17 protein-coding genes are annotated in these 17420 nt (G+C 73.9%); 6 read left to right on the top strand and 11 right to left on the bottom strand.

The genetic code is table 11. The features are described 5' to 3' along the window. Nucleotides 1-36: 36 nt before the first annotated feature. Nucleotides 37-1449 (bottom strand): cytochrome c3 family protein, encoded by a 1413-nt coding sequence (locus tag HWY08_RS03860; RefSeq protein ID WP_176063130.1) that lies wholly within the window; start codon nucleotides 1447-1449, stop codon nucleotides 37-39. A gap of 49 nt (nucleotides 1450-1498) precedes the next feature. Further along, nucleotides 1499-1816 (bottom strand): hypothetical protein, encoded by a 318-nt coding sequence (locus HWY08_RS03855; protein ID WP_176063127.1) that lies wholly within the window; start codon nucleotides 1814-1816, stop codon nucleotides 1499-1501. A gap of 305 nt (nucleotides 1817-2121) precedes the next feature. Between HWY08_RS03855 and HWY08_RS03850 the strand changes: the two genes are divergently transcribed. Beyond that, the gene (locus HWY08_RS03850) at nucleotides 2122-2718 is read left to right on the top strand and encodes a methyltransferase domain-containing protein (RefSeq protein ID WP_176063125.1); all 597 of its coding nucleotides are present in this window, start codon (nucleotides 2122-2124) and stop codon (nucleotides 2716-2718) included. Nucleotides 2719-2730: 12 nt separating this feature from the next. On the opposite strand, the gene HWY08_RS03845 is transcribed toward HWY08_RS03850, so the two are convergent. The 4 genes from HWY08_RS03845 to HWY08_RS03830 form a co-directional block, all read right to left on the bottom strand. Further along, nucleotides 2731-4272, bottom strand: a complete 1542-nt coding sequence (locus HWY08_RS03845; RefSeq protein WP_176063123.1) for an SDR family NAD(P)-dependent oxidoreductase — start codon at nucleotides 4270-4272, stop codon at nucleotides 2731-2733. Nucleotides 4273-4320: 48 nt separating this feature from the next. Further along, a complete protein-coding gene (locus HWY08_RS03840; protein WP_176063121.1) occupies nucleotides 4321-4776 on the bottom strand; it encodes a hypothetical protein in 456 nt (151 codons plus the stop codon). Nucleotides 4777-4784: 8 nt separating this feature from the next. Continuing rightward, the gene (locus HWY08_RS03835; RefSeq protein ID WP_176063119.1) at nucleotides 4785-5939 is read right to left on the bottom strand and encodes a zinc-dependent alcohol dehydrogenase; all 1155 of its coding nucleotides are present in this window, start codon (nucleotides 5937-5939) and stop codon (nucleotides 4785-4787) included. Nucleotides 5940-6028: 89 nt separating this feature from the next. Next, on the bottom strand, nucleotides 6029-6385 hold the full coding sequence (locus HWY08_RS03830) for a rhodanese-like domain-containing protein (protein ID WP_235969441.1): 357 nt from the start codon (nucleotides 6383-6385) through the stop codon (nucleotides 6029-6031). Between the two features lie 124 nt (nucleotides 6386-6509). On the opposite strand from HWY08_RS03830, the gene HWY08_RS03825 reads away from it, so the two are divergent. Continuing rightward, nucleotides 6510-7496, top strand: a complete 987-nt coding sequence (locus HWY08_RS03825) for a histone deacetylase family protein (protein WP_176063118.1) — start codon at nucleotides 6510-6512, stop codon at nucleotides 7494-7496. A 76-nt stretch (nucleotides 7497-7572) separates the two neighbouring features. Here HWY08_RS03825 and HWY08_RS03820 read toward each other — a convergent pair whose 3' ends face one another. Then, nucleotides 7573-7878 (bottom strand): hypothetical protein, encoded by a 306-nt coding sequence (locus tag HWY08_RS03820; RefSeq protein ID WP_235969440.1) that lies wholly within the window; start codon nucleotides 7876-7878, stop codon nucleotides 7573-7575. An 88-nt stretch (nucleotides 7879-7966) separates the two neighbouring features. After that, nucleotides 7967-9469, bottom strand: coding sequence for a DUF3373 domain-containing protein (locus tag HWY08_RS03815; protein ID WP_176063115.1), 1503 nt, complete (start codon nucleotides 9467-9469; stop codon nucleotides 7967-7969). A gap of 750 nt (nucleotides 9470-10219) precedes the next feature. On the opposite strand from HWY08_RS03815, the gene HWY08_RS03810 reads away from it, so the two are divergent. Then, complete coding sequence (locus HWY08_RS03810) at nucleotides 10220-10648, top strand: hypothetical protein (protein WP_176063113.1); 429 nt, start codon at nucleotides 10220-10222, stop codon at nucleotides 10646-10648. Between the two features lie 24 nt (nucleotides 10649-10672). On the opposite strand, the gene HWY08_RS03805 is transcribed toward HWY08_RS03810, so the two are convergent. Then, nucleotides 10673-12085, bottom strand: a complete 1413-nt coding sequence (locus HWY08_RS03805) for a wax ester/triacylglycerol synthase domain-containing protein (protein WP_176063111.1) — start codon at nucleotides 12083-12085, stop codon at nucleotides 10673-10675. A gap of 131 nt (nucleotides 12086-12216) precedes the next feature. Between HWY08_RS03805 and HWY08_RS03800 the strand changes: the two genes are divergently transcribed. Beyond that, nucleotides 12217-13335, top strand: coding sequence for an ATP-dependent DNA ligase (locus tag HWY08_RS03800; protein ID WP_176063109.1), 1119 nt, complete (start codon nucleotides 12217-12219; stop codon nucleotides 13333-13335). Here the strand turns inward: HWY08_RS03800 and ligD are convergent. Beyond that, nucleotides 13266-14285, bottom strand: coding sequence for a non-homologous end-joining DNA ligase (ligD, locus tag HWY08_RS03795; protein ID WP_209005113.1), 1020 nt, complete (start codon nucleotides 14283-14285; stop codon nucleotides 13266-13268). The two genes, HWY08_RS03800 and ligD, sit on opposite strands and share 70 nt — an antisense overlap. Nucleotides 14286-14364: 79 nt before the next feature. Between ligD and HWY08_RS03790 the strand changes: the two genes are divergently transcribed. Together HWY08_RS03790 and HWY08_RS03785 are read left to right on the top strand one after the other, a co-directional pair. Then, entirely contained in the window at nucleotides 14365-15015 is a 651-nt protein-coding gene (locus HWY08_RS03790) for a rhomboid family intramembrane serine protease (protein ID WP_176063105.1), read from the top strand. A 117-nt stretch (nucleotides 15016-15132) separates the two neighbouring features. Continuing rightward, nucleotides 15133-16674, top strand: a complete 1542-nt coding sequence (locus tag HWY08_RS03785; RefSeq protein WP_176063103.1) for a hydroxymethylglutaryl-CoA reductase — start codon at nucleotides 15133-15135, stop codon at nucleotides 16672-16674. 66 nt (nucleotides 16675-16740) lie between these two features. Here HWY08_RS03785 and HWY08_RS03780 read toward each other — a convergent pair whose 3' ends face one another. After that, nucleotides 16741-17340: a YceI family protein gene (locus HWY08_RS03780; RefSeq protein ID WP_176063101.1), complete on the bottom strand. Its 600-nt coding sequence runs from the start codon at nucleotides 17338-17340 to the stop codon at nucleotides 16741-16743. Nucleotides 17341-17420: the final 80 nt, after the last annotated feature.

The following is a 17420-nucleotide window of genomic DNA, read 5'->3' as shown; positions in this document are numbered from 1 at the left end:
GGGCGGAGCCTGGCGGCGCCGCCCCGGCCCGCGAGGTCACTCCTCCTTCTTCAGCTCCTTGGCCAGCAGCTTGTCGAACCAGAGCTGGGGGCTCTGGAGGCCGCGCTTCGCGATCTCCGCCTTGGAGTACCCGAGCGCCTGGAAGTCGAGCACGCCGGTCGGGACGTGGCAGCGGTCGCAGGTGAGCGCCTTCGCCTTGGTCACGAGGTGGCTGTTCGCGAAGTAGATCGTCTGCCAGCCGGCCACGGGCTCCACCTTGCCCAGCCCCAGCGTCTTCGCCGCCGACGCCACGCCGGCGAGGGCGTCACCGGTCGCCATCGGCTGCGCGAAGTCCATCGAGAGGAGCTGGCCGTTGCGGCGGTCGTAGAACGCCCGGCCCTGGTAGATCTTGAACGGGAAGATCTTGCTCTTGCCGTCGGCGCGGCTGCCGACCGGGCCGATGAAGTGCGGCTTGGCCTCGACCGTGCCGCTGAACCACGCGTAGACCGGCTTCGTGTCCGAGGGGCTCCGCTTGATGGTGCCCGGGTCGTAGAAGCCCGTCTCGAGCTTGGTCCACTTCGTGAAGTCCTTCGCGACCGCGCCGCCGGTGGTGGGGATGTGGCAGGTCTGGCACGCGACCTTCGCGGTGTGGGCGTCGTAGTCGGGGTCGCCGTGCGGCTTGTCGCCGTGGCAGTCGCCGCAGGCGACCCGCACGCCGTCGTTGGCCCAGTTGTTCGGGTCGAAGCCGGTGGGGATCTTGTGGTCCTTGGCCGCGTGGCAGTCGACGCAGGTCATGCCCTTGGCGGCGTGCGCGTCGTGCTCGGCGTCGAAGGCGAAGCCGCGCTTGATGAGCTGCCCGCCGCCCGCGGACTCGTGGCAGGTCATGCAGCTCTTCACGCTCGGCTTGCCCACCGTCAGCGCCGCCTGGACGCTGCGATCCTGGCCCATCACCACCTTGCCGTCCGCGGTCTTGGACGGCTTGCGCTTCGAGTAGTCGTACTTCGAGGCGTGGCAGATGAGGCAGTCGACGGCCTGCTCGGCCTCCGCGCCGGTGGAGCCGACGTCCGAGAGGTGGTTCCCGGGGTGGCAGGTGTTGCAGCCGGCGAGCTTGGTCTTGCCGTCGGCGTTGGCGGGGATCTCCTTCAGGTTGTTGACGATGTCGTTGCCGTTGCAGAACGTGTAGATGCGGTTCTGCATCCCGTACTCGCGCTTGGGATCGAGGCCCTTCACGTTCGGCACCTTCGAGGCGTGCTTCCAGTGGACCGTCTCGAGGAAGGCCTTGGCCGTCCCGGGGTGGCAGACCTCGCAGGTCCTGGGCCCATCGTAGCCGTGCTCCTTGATGTAGTCGTTGTCCGGGTGGGCGGGCTTCTTCGCGGGCTTCGCCGCGGAGTCCGGCGCCGCGGCGGGCGCCGCCAGGGCGGGGCCGGCGGCGAGCGCGGCGAGGAGAGGCAGGATCGAGGAGAGTCTCATGTCGTCACCGTGAGCGAGGGGGGAGGGGTCGGCGAGCCTGCGGCGGCGACTAGCAGCCGCCCGGCTTCTTGAAGAAGGTGACGAGGTTCTTGCCGTCCTTCTTCTCGTACCTGGCCTTGATCTCGTCGCCGACGTTGATGCGCTTGTCCTGGAACTTGTCGAGGGTGAGCTTGTCTGTGACCGTCAGCGCGATGGGCTGACCGCTCGCGCGGTCCTGGAGCGTGGCGACCGCGAGGTCGGGCTTCGTCATCTCGATGTCGGTGACCGTGCCGAGCACCTTCTCCTCGGCGCGGGCCGGGCCGGCGGCGACGAGGGCGAGGGCCGCGGCGACGACGAGTGCGCTGGTGAGCTTCTTGACGTGCTGCATGGGCTTCTCCTTGTTGCGAGGGGCTGGGGGGTCACCGCGCCGTCGAGCCCGGCCGCCCGGGCAGGGCTCGTTCGGTAGCTATATAGCGCTATGACTATGTCGCTAGGTGCAAGCAGAAGGCCAGCGCGCCTCCCCGCGCATCACGCCGAGATCCGGGCGCTGGGTCGCCGGATGCGCGACGTCACGTCTCGCGAGCGTGACGAGACGTCGCGCGACCTGAGACGAACCGTCGCGTAGACCCCACTTTTCGGCCGCTCCGGGCGGGCTCGAATCGTGCAGCACCGCCCCGGATGGGGAGGCACGGCGTGGCCCGCTCGCGCGAATGGGAGGTCGGAGGCGCCCCTGGCGCCAGGTGCTCGCCGCTCTCGCGCAGCGCCCTGGTCGAGCTCGCCGGGCTACGCCCTGGAGACGTGGTCGTGGGGCTCGGCTGCGCCGGATGCCGCGAGGCCGCCGCGGTGAGCCGGCGGGTGGGGCCGGCGGGCCTCGTCGTGATGGTCGTGACGAGCGGCGACGACGCGCTCGAGCTGCCGCCCGCGCCGAGGCCGGCGCTGATCGTCCGCGGCGCCGTCGCGGCGACGGGGCTGCGCGCGGGGCTCGCGGACGTCGTGGTCTCGAGCTGCCCGGCCGGCGGCCGCGCCGACCCCTCCGCCATGTACCGGGAGCTGCACCGGATCCTCAAGCCCGGCGGGCGGCTGGTCGCCTCGGACGTGGTCGCGCCCCACCCGGCGCGCATCGGCGGGTACCGCCCCGGGCGCGCGGACGGCACCATCCCGGAACCGGAGTACCTCGCCGTCGTCCGCGCCGCCGGGTTCGAGCGGCTCCGGGTGCTCCAGGGCACCGCGCCGTACGAGGCGGACGGCCGGCTCGTGCAGAGCCTCACGCTGGAGGCGGTCCGCGGCTGAGCCGCGGCCGCGTCACCACGGCGCTGGCTGGTAGTCCTTGAAGAAGAGGCCGGCCGGGTGCTGGCCGGTGCGGAACCCCTCGAGGATGGGCGCCACGATGCGCGCGGCGCCGTCCACCACGTCGAGGGGCGGCGAGAAGGCGTGCTCCTCGGCCTTTCGCGCCGCCAGGTGGACCGGGTCCTCGTCGGTCACCCAGCCGGTGTCGACCGCGTTGAGGTGGATGCCGTCTCGGGCGTAGTCCGGCGCGCTCGTCCGCACGATCATGTTGAGCGCGGCCTTGGCCATGTTCGTGTGCGGGTGCCGGTCCGTCTTGTGGGCCCGGTAGAACTGCCCCTCCATCGCCGACACGAGCACCACGTGCTTGGCGGGGTCGCCGCTGGTGGCGGTGCCGGGCGGCGCCTGCCGCTGGCGCAGCATGAGGGGCTTGAGCCGGGCCGTCATGACGAAGGGCGCGGTGGCGTTGACCAGCAGCACCTCCAGCAGCTCCAGCGTCGGGACCTCGTGCAGCGCCAGCCGCCACGAGTTGTGGGCGCGCAGATCGACCTGTTGCAGGTCCTGGTCGAGCACGCCGCGGGGGAAGATCTCGACCCCGCCCTGCCCTTCCAGCAGGAGGTCGGCCGCGCTCGCCGCCTGGGACAGGAGCGCCGGGCTCGCCACGCCGGGGGACCCGCGCCCGAGGCCGGCGCGGAGCGCCTCGTAGTCGGCGAGGAGCGCTCGCTCGCGCGCCGGGACCGCCGACGGCGCGAGCTGCTCGCGCTCGACCAGGTGGGCGTAGAACCCGGGCGGCCGCCGCACGGTCTGGCAGGCGTTGTGGAGCTGGAAGTCGAGCCGCGGCAGGGACCGGTCGAGGTGGTGGCAGAGGCGCTCGACGCTGGGCGTGTGCCGCAGGTCGACGCCGTGGATGGTGAGGCGGTCCCGCCAGGCCTCGAAGTCGGGCTCGCGGGCGTAGCGCGCCGCCGCGTCGCGCGGGAAGCGGGTGCAGGCCACCACGGCGCAGCCGGCGCGGAGCAGCAGGATGGCCGCCTGGTAGCCGATCTTGACCCGCGCCCCGGTGACGAGCGCGACGCGGCCGCGCAGGTCGGCGGTGGCGCTCCGGCGCGCGAAGCTCGCGTCGCCGCAGGCCGGGCAGAGCTGGTCGTAGAACGGGTGCAGCGCGCGGTAGGCGGCCTTGCAGACGTAGCACTTGCGGGGCGCGTTCAGCGCGGGGCTCGCCGGGGCCTCGGCGTCCTGGGCGGTGACGCCGGCCGGGGCCGGCGGGAGCGGGGTCGGGAACACCGCCGCGCTCCGCAGCCGCTGGATGCCGGTGGCCCGGCGCAGGGCCGCGTCGGAGGACTTCCGGCCGGCCTTCTCCCGGCGCAGCAGCGCCTTCTGCAGCTTCTTCCGCGCCTTGAGATCGGGGCGCGCCACCTCGCCCGCCAGCCGCTGCAGCGCCACCCGCGCGTCGGCCGGCAGCTCGGCGAGCAGGGTGCGATCGGCCGCGACGCGGGCGAGGACGTCGAGCGTCCGCTCGAGCTCCTCCGGCGCGAGCCGGGCGCTGCGGTCGTGGGCGGCCATGCGGGCGCGGAACATGGCACGAACCGCCGGCCCGGCGCAAAGCGGCCGTCAGCCAGCCCAGGCGGCTCGCCGCGAGAGCGCCTTCCAGGCGGCGCCCGCCCCGATCACCAGCAGCGCCGGGAGGACCACCGGCAGCGACCGGCGCAGGCGGTGCTCCCAGGCGTCCACCCGGTCGGCGAAGAGCAGCACCGTCCAGTGGCGCATCCAGTGGTCCGGGTAGCGATAGGCGGCCCGCCGGAGGAGGCCCGAGAGGCCGCTCGGGGGCACGGCCGTCCCGAACACCGGCGGGAAGTCCTTGTGCGGCCGGCCGTGCATGAAGACGGTCACCTGGCTCTCTTGCCGGGTCGGCGGGCCGTGCGCGTTCGGGAGCGGCCGGGGCGCGTGCAGCCTGGGGACCCCTGGCCGCCGGGCCGGGTCGAGGTCGATGCCGGCGCCCGGGATCGGCTGCCGGGCGCGCTCTCCTGCGAGCGGGTGCTGCGGATTCGAAGGCGTCAGCTCTTCCATGGCGATCCTCAGTGCACGGTGCCCGTGCCCGGCAGCAGCACGGCCTTCACGCAGCCGTCCTCCTTCTGCGCGAACGTGTGGTAGGCGCGCGACGCCTCCTCCAGCGGGTAGCGGTGCGTGATGAGCTCCTCGACCGGCATGCGGCCGGCCTGGACGTGCTCGAGGAGCTGCGGCAGGTAGCGCTTCACGCTGCACTGCCCCGTGCGGATGGTCTGGCACTTGTTCATCGCCGTGCCGAAGTCCACGAGCGCCATGGGCGGGCCGAAGACGCCCAGCACCGACACCGTCCCGCCCTTCTTCGTCGCGTGGAAGCACCAGTTGAGCGCGGTCGCGGAGCCCGCGACGCCCTTGACGTAGACGCCGATCGCCCGCTGCATGGGTGAACCGGCCGCCTCGCACCCGACCGCCTCGATGGTCGCGTCGGCGCCGCGCCCGTCCGTCAGGTCCTTGATGGCGGTGATGACGTCGGCGTCCTCGAAGTCGATCGCCTCCGCCCCCGCCCAGCGGCGCGCGAAGTCGAGCCGGTACCCGACCTTGTCCACCGCGATGACGCGCCCCGCCCCGAGCAGCCAGGCCGAGCGCATGGCGTACAGCCCGACCGGCCCGGCGCCGAAGACGACCACGGTCTCACCTCCCTCGAGGCCGCACATCTCCGCGCCCTGGTAGCCGGTCGGGTAAGCGTCGGCGAGCGGGACCGCCTGCAGGTCGCTCAGCCCGTCGGGCAGCTTCATCGGGTCGACGTCGGCGAAGGGGACGCGCACGTACTCGGCCTGGCCACCGTCGTAGCCGCCCGTCGTGTGCGAGTACCCGTACACGCCGCAGGCGACGTCCGACGAGGGGTTGGTGTTCTCGCAGCAGGCGGTGAGCCCGCGCGAGCAGAAGTAGCAGGCCCCGCAGGAGATGTTGAACGGCACGACCAGCCGGTCGCCGCGCGAGACGGCGGTCACCTCCGGCCCGACCTCCTCCACCACCCCGACGATCTCGTGTCCGAAGGTCGACCCGATGCGCGTGTCGGGCACGCGGCCGTGCAGCAGGTGCAGATCGGACCCGCAGATCCCGGCGCAGGTGACGCGCAGGATCGCGTCCTGCGGGTGCTCGATGCGAGGGTCAGGCTTGTCCTTCACCGCGATGCGGTAAGGACCCTCGTAGCTCGTCGCTCTCATGGCGCAAGGATGCGCACGCCGGCGCCCGCGCGCGTCACGCCGAGAGGACGGTCGCGGCCCGTCCGGCCGGGCAGGGTCCGCGACGCCGGCTACCTGGGCATGTCGTGGAGGCCGCCGGCGTTCACCACCTCGGCATAGCCCGCCCGCCGGAGCAGCATGGCGGCCACGCCGCTGCGCGCTCCCGAGGCGCAGTAGAGGACGACCGGGCGCTGCCTCGGGATCTCGCCCAGCCGGCCGCTCAGCTCGTGCAGCGGGATGTTGAGCGCGCCGGGGTAGGCGCCGCCCCGGAACTCGTCCGGCGAGCGCACGTCCACCACCACCGCGCCGGCGGCGATCCGCTGGCGAATGTCGTCGGGTGACAAGCGTCTTCCTCCCAGCGCGCGGCGGCCGAGGACGAGGGCGAGCGCCGCGGCCGCCGCGGCGATGATCCAGGGGTCGAGGGTCACGATGATGGGAGAGCCCGCCGCGACCGGATCGGTTCGAGCGCCCCGCGGGGCCCATAGCGTGCGCCAGGCCGGGCCGCCATGCGGGCCCTTGACGCCGAGCCACCTTTGGGGGCCTATCTCGCGCGTGCCCGAGCCGGTCCTGATCACCTCGAATCCCGCCTGCATCCGGCACGATACCGGCCCCGAGCACCCCGAGAGCGCGGCGCGGCTCCTGGCGCTCGAGGCGGCGCTGGCGGCGGATCGCGAGCTGTCCGGGACGGTGGTCGAGGAGCGGGCCGCGCCCGCCAGCGAGCAGGACCTGCTGCGCGTCCACGGGGCCGCGCACGTGGAGCGGGTGCGGAGCGCGGCGGCGGAGGCGGCGCGGACGGGCGGGCGGGTCTGGCTCGAGGAGGACACGCCCGTCTCGGCCGGCTCGTGGGAGGCGGCGCTGGCGGCGGCCGGCTGCGCCATCGCCGCCGCCGAGCGGGTGGCCGACGGGCGCCCGCGGCGCGCCTTCGCCCTGGCCCGGCCGCCCGGGCACCACGCCAGCGCCGACCGCGCGATGGGCTTCTGTCTCTTCGACAACGCCGCGGTCGCCGCCCGGCGGCTGGTCGCCTCGGGGCGGGTGCGCCGCGTGCTCGTCGCCGACGCCGACGCGCACCACGGGAACGGGACGCAGGACATCTTCTACGAGGATCCGAGCGTCTACTTCCTCTCGCTCCACCTCAGCCCCGACTACCCGTGGACCGGCGCCGCCGGCGAGCGGGGCGCGGGGGCGGGGCTCGGGAAGACGCGCAACATCCCGCTGCCGCGCGGGGCCGACGGCGGGGCGTACCGCGCCCGCTGGGCGGCCGCGCTCGACGAGGCCCTCGCCGAGTTCTCGCCCGAGCTCGTCATCCTGTCGCTCGGGCTGGACGTGCTCGCCGGCGACCCGGAGGGCGGCTTCGCGCTCGTCCCCCGGGACCTGCACGGGCTCGTCACGGACCTCCTCGACCGGCTGCCGCCGCAGGCGCGCGGCCGCGTCGTCACGGTGCTCGAGGGCGGCTACGCGCTCGACCGGATCGGCGCCGGGTTCGTCGAGGCGCTGCGGGCGCTGGCCGGGCTGCCGCCCAGCTCGCGCGGCGCGCGCTGACCCCCGCGAAACGCGTTCGGCCCTGACCGCGACCCCGGAGAGGGGGCGATCAGGGTCGACGCGGTGGGCTCCTGCGCTAGCAGCCCGCGGTCTTGCGGAAGTACGCGCTGACGTTCTTGCCGCCCTTGACCTCGTACCGGCACTTGATCTCGTCGCCCTCGACGATGCGGTGATCCTTGAACTTGTCGAGGGTGAGGCTGTCGTTGACGGTGATGTCCACCTGCTTCTCGGACTTGTTGTCCTTCAGCGTGGCGGTGGCGGTCTTGGCGTCCTTGCCCGAGATCTCGATGTGGGTGATGACCCCGACCATCTTGATCTCGTCGGCGTAGGCGACGCCGCCGAGCGCCAGGCTGCTCGTCGCCAACCCTACGACGGCGAGCATGATTGCGGCTGCTCTCTTCATGTGGAACCCCTTGGGACCGCGTGCTGCTGGTTCACCTGTGCTGCGCCCCGGGCGATCCGTCGCCCGCCTACAGCTTCACCTCGAACGTCGCGTAGATGTCGTGCGCGGACTTGAGCGGCGCGAACATCTGGGCGTTCATCGGGCTGGCCGACAGGTCGGAGATCTTCACCGGAGCGCCGACCCAGTTGTTGCTGCCGGTGTAGGTGAAGTCGTAGTACTGGTAGCCCAGCCGGAAGAAGGTCTTGCTCGTGAAGGACGCGATCGCGGCCAGCGGCAGCTCCTGGATCAGGTAGACCTCGTAGACGTTGCCGCGGGTGCCGAGCTTGCTCGTCCACATGTCGTCGGCGGCCGGGACGAACGGGATCCAGAACTCCGAGCCGTGGTTGTACTCGCCGCCGATCTTGGTGCCGGACGGTAGGTCGTAGCGGAGGCCGGCGTAGACCGAGTAGCCGGTGTTCGAGCTCTTGTCGGGGCCGTTCACGAGCAGGCCGGCGCCGGAGTCCGGAGAGTTGAGGCCGGCGAGCAGCGCGTGGTTGCCGTTCGGGTGCGTGATGCTCAGGCCGCCGCTGGCGAACATCGTCAGGTTGCCCGGGCCCACCTCCTTGAGCGTGCTGAGCACGCCGGCGCCGAACCAGTCGATGTCGCCGAGCTGGGCCCCGACGTTGTTCGGGTTGTCGAAGATGTTGAACCCGCGGTTCCACTGAAGGTCGACGCGGATCGGATCGATGTCGACCGGGACGAGCGAGACGCCGAGCATGTCGGTGTCCTTGAGGAGGCTCTTGGTGCCCCCGGTCTGGGGCGAGACGTCGTACCCGGCCTCGAAGCCGCGGCCGGCGCAGAGCTTCCCGAACGCGCCGGGGAGCGCGTCGATCTCGGGCGCGAACCCGAGGGTGGCGCCGTCGAAGGCGTAGTCGACGAGGAGCCCGGGGACGCCCGCGCTGCCGGGGCGGTCGTTGTCCTGCCGGAGGTGGGTGGGCGACCCGCCGGTGGACGGGCGGCGCCCGACCGAGAACCAGATCGGCTGGCCGGCGATGTTGTTCCAGGTGGCGTAGACCTGATCCACCCGCAGGGTGTTGTCGAGCGGGATGTGGCCGACGGTGCCGTCCAGGACCGAGGAGCGGTCGGCGAAGAAGCCGGCGTTCGTGGCCTGCGCCGTCTGCATGCCGAACGTCTTGTACATGAGCAGGCGCGACGAGATGGTCACGTCCTGGGTCGCCTTGGCCTTCATGTTGAGGCCGAAGCGGTTGGTCATGAGCGTGTCGTTCGTCGGCTTGTAGCCGGGCACGGCCGCCGGCATCGCCGTGGGACCGAGGTACTGGAAGTAGTTCGGCACCTCGCCGTGCAGCGAGTCGATCCGGAACCGGTAGTCGCCGCCGATGGTGAGCCAGCGGCCGAGGGACTTGTCCTCGGTCCGCTTGACCTCCTTCTTCAGCGCCTCGAGCTCCTTCGCCAGCTTGTCGATCTTCTCCTGCTGCTCCTTCTGGTCCTGCGTTTCGGCGCGGGCGAACGCGGGGAGCGCCAGGCTCACCACCGCCAGGCACGTCGTGAGTGCTGCGACAAGTCTACGCATACGTGACCCCTTCATCGGCGTGTGACGGGTGGTGATGCGACGACGCGCACCGTGAAGCGGCTGGTGCCCGCACCCGGTTGTCCTTCGCTGACTCTTCGATCCGCTCGGAGCGCCCCTTGGACGCCTCTCGCGGATCCCGTCACACACGGGTTTGCAGGCGTCGTGCCCACAGCGATCACCTGCAATCCTGAGGAGTTGCACCGATCGCGGGCGCCGCCGTCGCGACGTCTCGTCTCAGCGCTAGAAACGCGATGTTTCACTCGGAGACGCGACGTTGCCGAGTTGTTTCCATCGCGCCACGGGCTCCGGTCCGAGCCGGAGTTCCCCGGGCCGCGAGCTCCGGTGCGAGCCGGGCCGCCCGCCGTCGAGGAGCTCAGCGCTCCGTCGAGAAATGCGGCGCCCTGGGCGCCTCCGCGGATCCGGCCATCAGGACAGGCTGTTGAGCGTCCGGAGCGCCTCTTCCACCCGATGAGGGCGGAGAAGTTCTCGACGGTGCCGCGCCGCACGCGGCAGCGCGGCGTTTCTCGACATCCCCAAAACATCAGTGGCGGCGGGGCCTTCTCGCCGGCGCGCGGAGGCGGCACGAGCGCTCGAACCTGGCCCGGTCCTTGGAATGGAGAAGAGGCGTCCGGCCACGCAGGGTGGCCATCCACAGGAGAACGTCATGATCCTCGCCCTCCCGCTCGCAATCCTCGGCGCCGCGTTCCTGTCCTACGTCCGTCTCGCCACCCGGTAGAGGTCGTCGCCACCATGGCCAGCTTCCCCGGCGGAACCGCGGTCAAGCGCGGGTACTACATCGACGGCCGCCAGTTCGAATTCGCCACCGTGGAGCGCGACGGTGAGGCGCTCCCCGGTGGCCCGGACCGGCACTGGATCCACCTCCCGGTGATCGCGGTCGTCGCGGCCGCGCCGGCCCTCGGCAGCCTGTTCGTGCTCACGCTGCCGGCGATCACCCTGGGCCTCGCGGCCTACGCGATCGCCCGGAAGGTGGCGCTGGTGCTCGGCGCCGGCGCGCGGGAGGTGGCGGCCACGCTCTCCCCGGAGCTCCGGCCCGGCGAGGCGCACCTGACCGGCAAGCCGAACGCCGGCGAGGCCGCCCCGCCCGCCGCCCCGCCGCCCGACGCGAAGCTCGACGCGCTGGAGAAGGACATCGAGCAGGCGCGCAAGCGCCAGCCGTAGCCGGATCCCCGGCGGCCAGCGCGGTCACGGCGCGCTGGCCGGAGCCGGTCGAGGCGCGAGCGGCCCGGGGCCGAATCCGGCCGCCGTCCTCCCGGTCCCGCCGCGCCGCGAGACCCCCGCCCGGCGCGGACGCGCGGCGGCGACGAGCGCCGCCAGCTCGCGCTCGAACGCCGCGACGAGCCGCTCGGGCCGCGGCAGCACCGCCTGGTCGGCTCGAACCCCGATGCGCACCTCGCCGGCGTAGGTGAGGATGCTCACCCCCACCCCCAGCGTCGCCGGGTGCGGCACCCAGAACATCGCGTGCTCGAGGGCGCGGCCGGCCAGGTGCAGGCGCGTCCGCGGCCCGGGTACGTTCGTCACGACCAGCGACGCCTTGCGCGAGAAGAACGCGGTGGCGGGGCGTCCGAGCGAGCGCGCCATCCCCATGAGCGCGAGCGCGCCGAGCGTGGCCAGCGCGTCCGGGCGGCCCTTCAGCTCGGCCATCCGCGCCCGGACGGCGGCGAGCCGCCCGGCGCGGCGCGGCTCCGCGACCGGCAGGTCCAGGTAGACGAGCCCGAAGCGGTTCCCGAGCTCGCCGCCGCGCGCGTCGGGTGGCCCGGGCCTCAGGTTCACCGGCACGAGCGCGCGCACCGGGTCCCGGCCGAGCTCGCCCGCGCGCGCCATCTCGCGGCGCACCGCGCCCGAGAGCGCCGCCACGAGGAGGTCGTTCACGGTGGCGCCCTGCGCGCGCGCCGCCCGCCGCACCTCCCGCAGCGGAGCGCCCGCCGACCACGCGACGCGGCGCACGCCGGTGAGCGGCCGCTGCCAGGCGGCCCGGGGGCGCCGGAGCGCCGCCATGCGCAGGAGCGCGGCCGCGAGGCCCGCCGCCTGGGCCGCGAGCGCCACCGCGCCGCCCGGCCGGCGCAGCGCCGGTCCGAGCGCGTGCGCCGGGTCGAGCCACGGCGCGAGCCGGAGCCAGCCGGGGGCGGCGTGAGCCGCTCCGTGCGCCGCGGGCGGCTCGTCGGCCAGGGACAGGAGCAGGCTCACCAGCGCGAAGCCGTCGCCGATGCAGTGGTGGAGCTTCACGAGGAGGGCGGCCTCCCCCGGCGCCTCCACCGCCTCCACGCGCCAGAGGGGGTGCGCGGGGTCGAGCCGGGCGCTGGCGAGGGCGGAGAGACGCGCCGCCAGGGCGCCAGGCCCCGCGACGTGCAGCCGCACCAGGTGCCGATCGAGATCGAAGTCCGGGTCCTCCTCCCAGGCGCTCGCGCCGAGCCCGCGCCCGGCGGCGACGCGCTGGCGGAAGCGCGGGCACGTCACCAGCCGCTCCTCGACGAGCGCGCGCAGCCGATCGAAGCGCGGGAGGCGGCGGAAGGCGAGGAGCGCCACCACGTCCGCGGTGTTCTCCGGCCGATCGAGGTGGAACCAAGCGGCGTCGACGGGACCGAGCGGCTCGCGCATGCGGCACCTCGCCGCCATGTTCTCCCGCTGCGCGCGCCGCGTCGCGGGCCCGGGTGGGATGGAGCGCCGGCGCCGCGCCGCCGTTCCGGCCGGGGCGTGATGCCGCGCCGCAGGCCGGCTAGGTCCCTGGCATGCCTTTCCCCATCCCGCCGCCCGTCGAGCCGATGCTGGCCAAGCCGTCGCAGGCGCTGCCGGAGGGCGACGGCTGGCTCTACGAGCCGAAGTGGGACGGCTTCCGGGCGCTCGTGTTCCGCGCCGGCGGGGAGCTCCTCGTCCAGTCGCGCGAGCTGAAGCCGCTCGGCCGGTACTTCCCGGAGCTGGAGGCGCCGCTCCGCGCGCACCTGCCGGAGCGGTGCGTCGTCGACGGCGAGATCGTCGTCGCGGGCGCGGCCGGGCTCGACTTCGAGGCGCTGCTCCTCCGCATCCATCCGGCTGCCTCGCGCGTGCAGCTCCTCGCCGCGGAGCGCCCGGCCAGCTTCGTCGCCTTCGACCTGCTCGCGCTGGGCGACCGCGACCTGCGCGGCGCCCCGCTCGCCGACCGCCGCGCGCTGCTCGAGCGGGCGCTGGCGGCGGCGGCGCCTCCGGTCCACCTGACCCCGGCCACGCGGGATCGCGCGGCGGCCGAGGACTGGTTCGCGCGGTTCGAGGGGGCCGGGCTCGACGGGGTGGTCGCGAAGGAGCTCGCCTCGCCCTACCGCTCGGGCCAGCGCACCATGGTGAAGGTGAAGCACGCCCGCACCGCCGACTGCGCGGTGGGCGGCTTCCGCTGGCACAAGGGCGGGCGGGGCACGGAGGTGGGCTCGCTCCTGCTCGGGCTCTACGACGACGCGGGCCGGCTCCACCACGCCGGGATCTGCAGCAGCTTCACCGCCGCGCGCCGCCGGGAGCTCGCCGCCGAGCTCGCGCCCCTGCGCGAGGGCGCGCTCCAGGGCCACCCGTGGCGCGACTGGGCGGAGGCGGAGGCGGGGGACGCCGGCGCGCCGCGCATGCCGGGCGCGTCGAGCCGCTGGAACCGCGGGAAGGACCTGTCGTGGGAGCCGCTGCGCGTCGAGCGCGCCTGCGAGGTGGCCTACGACCACCTGCAGGGCGACCGCTTCCGGCACGCCACGCGGTTCGTGCGTTGGCGGCCCGACCGCGCGCCCGCGAGCTGCCGCTACGACCAGCTCGAGGTGACGCCCCCCTACGAGCTGTCGCGGATCTTCCGCCGCGAGGGCGGCGCGCGCGGCGGCTCCCCCTCCCCCTTGGCGTAGTGCGGCGGCCACGGGGCGTCGCCCTGCCCGTCCGCGCGCTGCCGCGCCGCGAGCGCCAGGAGCGGCTCGAGCGAGCCCGGCGCCGCGTCGATGCCCGCGCCGGGGTCGCCGCGCTCCGCCAGCCGAGCCGGCACCGTGCGCAAGGTGAACGCCGCCGGGTCGCAACCCGGCACCTCGTCCCAGGAGAGCGGGGTCGAGACGCGCGCGTCGGGGGTTGGCCGCACCGCGTACGCGGAGGCGACGGTCCGGTCCTTCGCGTTCTGGTTGTAGTCGAGGAAGACGCCGTGCCGCTCCTCCTTCCACCACTTGCTGGTGGCGAGCGCCGGCGCGCGCCGCTCCACCTCGCGCGCCAGGGCGAGCGCCGCCGCCCGGACCTCCTGGTAGGTCCAGCGCGGCAGGAGCCGGGCGTAGACGTGCATGCCGCGCGAGCCGCTCGTCTTGGGCCAGCCGGTGAGGCCGTGCTCGGCCAGCACCTCGCGCGCGAGGAGGGCCACCTCCCGCACCTGGCTCCACGGCACGCCCGGCACCGGGTCGAGGTCGACGCGCAGCTCGTCGGGGTGGTCGAGGTCGCCGGCGCGGACGGGGTGCGGGTGCAGGTCGATGCAGCCGAGGTTGACCACCCACGCGAGCTGGGCGGCGTCGCGCACGACGATCTCCTGGGCGCTGCGGCCCGAGGGGAAGCGCAGCTCGACGACGTCCACCCAAGGCGGGCGCGACGCGGGGGCGCGCTTCTGGAAGAAGGCCTCGCCCTCCGCGCCGTCCACGTACCGCTTGAGCGCCATCGGCCGATCGCGCACGCCGCGCAGCGCCCCCTCCTTCACCGCGAGGTAGTAGCGGACGAGCTCGAGCTTGGTGATCCCGGCGGCCGGGAAGTACAGCTTGTCCGGGTTGGAGATGGCGACCTCGCGCCCCTCGAGCTCGAGCACCTCGCGCTTGCGGGCGGCGGCCATCCGCCGGGCCATAGCGCGGGCGCCGGGGCCGCGCCCGATCCGGCCCGACCGGGCGCCGCCGCCCCGCTATGCTGAGGTCGTGCCCCCCGACGCCGAAGCGCCGCCGCCCCCGGAGCCCCGCCTGGCCCGCCTGCGCGCGGCACCCGCGACGAGCGGGCTCCTGGCCGCGCTGGCCGCCGCCTTCCTCGCCTCGCTCGTCCACCCCGAGCTCGTCCAGCGCTTCGCCAAGGTGGACGCGCGGGTGCGGGCGGGTGAGTGGTGGCGGCTCTTCACGGCGAGCTTCCTGCACGGCGGGCTCCTGCACGTGGGGGTGAACGCGTACGCGCTCTACGCCATCGGCCCCACCGTCGAGCGGCTGTACGGGCGCGTCCGCTTCCTGCTGGTGTTCCTGCTGGGCGGCGCGCTCGGGTTCGCCGCCAGCACCGCCTTCGTCCGCCAGCCGTCGCTCGGCGCGTCGGCCGGCCTGTTCGCGCTGCTCGGCGTGCTGCTCGGGTTCGCGGTGCGCGAGCGCAGGCGGCTCGATCCGTCGTCCCGGCGCGCCATGATGCGCGAGATCCTCACCGTGGCGGGCCTCAACCTGGGCCTCGGTCTCATGGTCCCCTTCGTGGACAACGCCGCCCACCTCGGCGGCTTCGCCGGCGGGCTCCTGCTGGGGGTGGTGCTCCGGCCGAGGAGCGCCCGGCGCGCCCCGGCGGCACAGCTCCCGCCCCCGGCGACGCCCCGCGCGTGACCCGGGAGGCGACGGCGCGAGCCAGCGGCGACGGCGCACGGCCCGCCAGGCCGCGTGAACGCCCCGGCGCGACGTGCTCCACTCGAAGTGCAGGTCGCGCCTGCCCGGGAGCGCGCCATGTTCATCCCACAGATGTTGCTGCGCCAGCTCTACACCGCCGGCTCGCTCCGCAACGCCGCCGACGGGCTGCACTTCGAGCTCGCGAACCGCCTGAAGGACGTGCGGATCACGCGCGTCCTGGGCGCGAAGGTGGGCGAGGTCGCGCTCGGCCCCGACGACCTCCAGCTCGAGCTCGGGGACGGACGCTGGCGCCCGGCGACCGAGGTCACGCCGCGGACCCCCGAGGACTTCCCGCTGCGCCGCGTGGCGCGCGTCCGCTCGCCCGGCCGGCGCGCGCCGGAGGGCCCGCTCGAAATCGAGGTCGGCCTCGAGGTCGAGGGGCTCGGCGCGCTGGTCGTGAAGGCACGCGATCGCGTCGCGCAGCCGCGCGAGACGCTGCCCTCCGTCCCGTGCGACCGGGAGGACAACTACACCCCGGCCGTCGTCGCCGAGCGGCTGCGGTTCGTCGAGCGCGTGACCGGCGTCCACCTGGACCACGTCGCCCGGGCCTCGTTCCCGCCGCAGCTCGGTCGCGGCCACATCGAGAACTTCACCGGCGTGGCGCAGGTCCCGCTCGGCTTCGCCGGGCCGCTGCGGGTGAACGGCGAGCACGCGCAGGGCGAGTTCGTCATCCCGCTCGCCACCACCGAGGGGACGCTGGTCGCCTCGTACAACCGCGGCATGAAGGTGCTGAACCTCTCGGGCGGCGTCACCTGCACCATCCAGGCGGATCACATGCAGCGCGCGCCGGTGTTCGTCTTCGACTCCGCCCGCGAGGCGCGCGCGTTCTGCGGCTGGGTGGACGACCACCTCGAGGACCTGCGGCGGGAGGCGGAGGCCACCACCCGGGTGGGCAAGCTGCAGCAGATCGAGCAGTACCTGGCGAGCAAGTTCGCCTACCTGCGGTTCGACTTCACCACCGGCGACGCCGCCGGGCAGAACCTGGTGGGGCGGGCCACCTTCGCCGCCTGCAGCTGGATCCTGGAGCACCACCCGGCGGTGCGCCGGTTCTACCTTGAGTCGAACCTGGCCACGGACAAGAAGGCCTCCCAGGTGAACCTCATGCGCACCCGGGGCAAGCGCGTCACCGCCGAGTGCGTCGTGAAGCGCTCGGTGCTGCTCGAGGTGACGCGGGTCGACCCGGAGAGCCTGGCCTACCACTGGGGGGTCGCGAACGTGGGGGCCTTCCTGTCCGGCGCCAACAACAACGGGCTCCACTCGCCCAACGCCCTCACCGCGCTCTTCATCGCGACCGGCCAGGACGTCGCCAACGTGGCCGAGGGTTCGGCCGGCATCGTCTACTGCGAGCTCACCCCGGAGAAGGACCTCTACCTCTCGATCACCATCCCCTCGCTCATCGTGGCGACCCACGGCGGGGGGACCGGGCTCCCCACCCAGCGCGAGTGCCTGGAGGTGCTGGGCTGCTTCGGCCAGGGGAAGGTGGAGAAGCTCGCCGAGATCGTGGCCGGGGTGGTGCTCGCCGGGGAGATCTCGCTGGCGGCCGCCATCTCGTCGCTGGAGTGGGTCTCCGCGCACGAGGCCTACGGCCGGAACCGCTGAGCCGGGCGCGCGAAAGGGCCGGCCCCCGCGCTGGGAGCCGGCCCGCTCGGGCCCGCGGCGAAGGGTCTACTTGGCGGCGGTCTTCGGCTGGTCCTTCACCGCCTCGAGGTCGAGGGCGATGGCGACCTCGTCGCCCACCGCCGGGCCGGCCTCGACCGCCTTGTTCCAGGTGAGGCCGAACTCCTTGCGGCTGATCTTGGTCGTGGCGGCGAACCCGCGGCGCGTCTCGCCGTACATGCCCTTCACCTCGGGCGTGGTGGCGACGTCGAGCACGACCGGCCTCGTCACGCCGTGGAGGGTGAGGTCGCCCGTCACCTCGAGCTTGTCCGGCCCGGCCTTCCGCACCTTCGTGGACTTGAAGGTCATCGCCGGGTACCTGGCGGCGTCGAAGAAGTCGGGCGACTTGAGGTGCGCGTCCCGGTCGGCGTTCTTGGTGGAGATGCTGCTCACGTCGATCGAGGCCTCGACGGTGGACTTCGCCACGTCGGCCTCGTCCAGGGCGACCTGCCCCTGGTACTTCGTGAACTCGCCGCGGACGTTGGAGATGACGAGGTGCTTCACCGCGAAGCCGACCTGCGAGTGCGAGGGGTCGACGCTCCAGTGGGAGGTCGCGGCCAGCGCGAGGGCCGGGGAGAGGGCGAGGAGCGAGGCGAGGAGCTTCTTCATGGCGGTTCCTTTCGTGGAGAGAGCCGGGAGTCGGCTGGGGCACCGGCCCGGCGAGCGCGCCGGGCCCCTGACGCCCTGGA

The organism is Anaeromyxobacter diazotrophicus (assembly GCF_013340205.1).
GTDB lineage: Bacteria > Myxococcota > Myxococcia > Myxococcales > Anaeromyxobacteraceae > Anaeromyxobacter_A > Anaeromyxobacter_A diazotrophicus.
The sequence above is the reverse complement of the archived record's forward strand: the minus strand, read 5'-3'. Positions and strand labels throughout refer to the sequence as shown.

Coding starts and splice junctions, on each gene's coding strand:
- HWY08_RS03860 (WP_176063130.1), bottom strand. CDS start 1,449: ATGAGACTCTCCTCGATCCTGCCTCTCCTCGCCGCGCTCGCCGCCGGC.
- HWY08_RS03855 (WP_176063127.1), bottom strand. CDS start 1,816: ATGCAGCACGTCAAGAAGCTCACCAGCGCACTCGTCGTCGCCGCGGCC.
- HWY08_RS03845 (WP_176063123.1), bottom strand. CDS start 4,272: ATGGCCGCCCACGACCGCAGCGCCCGGCTCGCGCCGGAGGAGCTCGAG.
- HWY08_RS03840 (WP_176063121.1), bottom strand. CDS start 4,776: ATGGAAGAGCTGACGCCTTCGAATCCGCAGCACCCGCTCGCAGGAGAG.
- HWY08_RS03835 (WP_176063119.1), bottom strand. CDS start 5,939: ATGAGAGCGACGAGCTACGAGGGTCCTTACCGCATCGCGGTGAAGGAC.
- HWY08_RS03820 (WP_235969440.1), bottom strand. CDS start 7,878: ATGCTCGCCGTCGTAGGGTTGGCGACGAGCAGCCTGGCGCTCGGCGGC.
- HWY08_RS03815 (WP_176063115.1), bottom strand. CDS start 9,469: ATGCGTAGACTTGTCGCAGCACTCACGACGTGCCTGGCGGTGGTGAGC.
- HWY08_RS03810 (WP_176063113.1), top strand. CDS start 10,220: ATGGCCAGCTTCCCCGGCGGAACCGCGGTCAAGCGCGGGTACTACATC.
- HWY08_RS03805 (WP_176063111.1), bottom strand. CDS start 12,085: ATGCGCGAGCCGCTCGGTCCCGTCGACGCCGCTTGGTTCCACCTCGAT.
- HWY08_RS03800 (WP_176063109.1), top strand. CDS start 12,217: ATGCCTTTCCCCATCCCGCCGCCCGTCGAGCCGATGCTGGCCAAGCCG.
- ligD (WP_209005113.1), bottom strand. CDS start 14,285: ATGGCCGCCGCCCGCAAGCGCGAGGTGCTCGAGCTCGAGGGGCGCGAG.
- HWY08_RS03785 (WP_176063103.1), top strand. CDS start 15,133: ATGTTCATCCCACAGATGTTGCTGCGCCAGCTCTACACCGCCGGCTCG.
- HWY08_RS03780 (WP_176063101.1), bottom strand. CDS start 17,340: ATGAAGAAGCTCCTCGCCTCGCTCCTCGCCCTCTCCCCGGCCCTCGCG.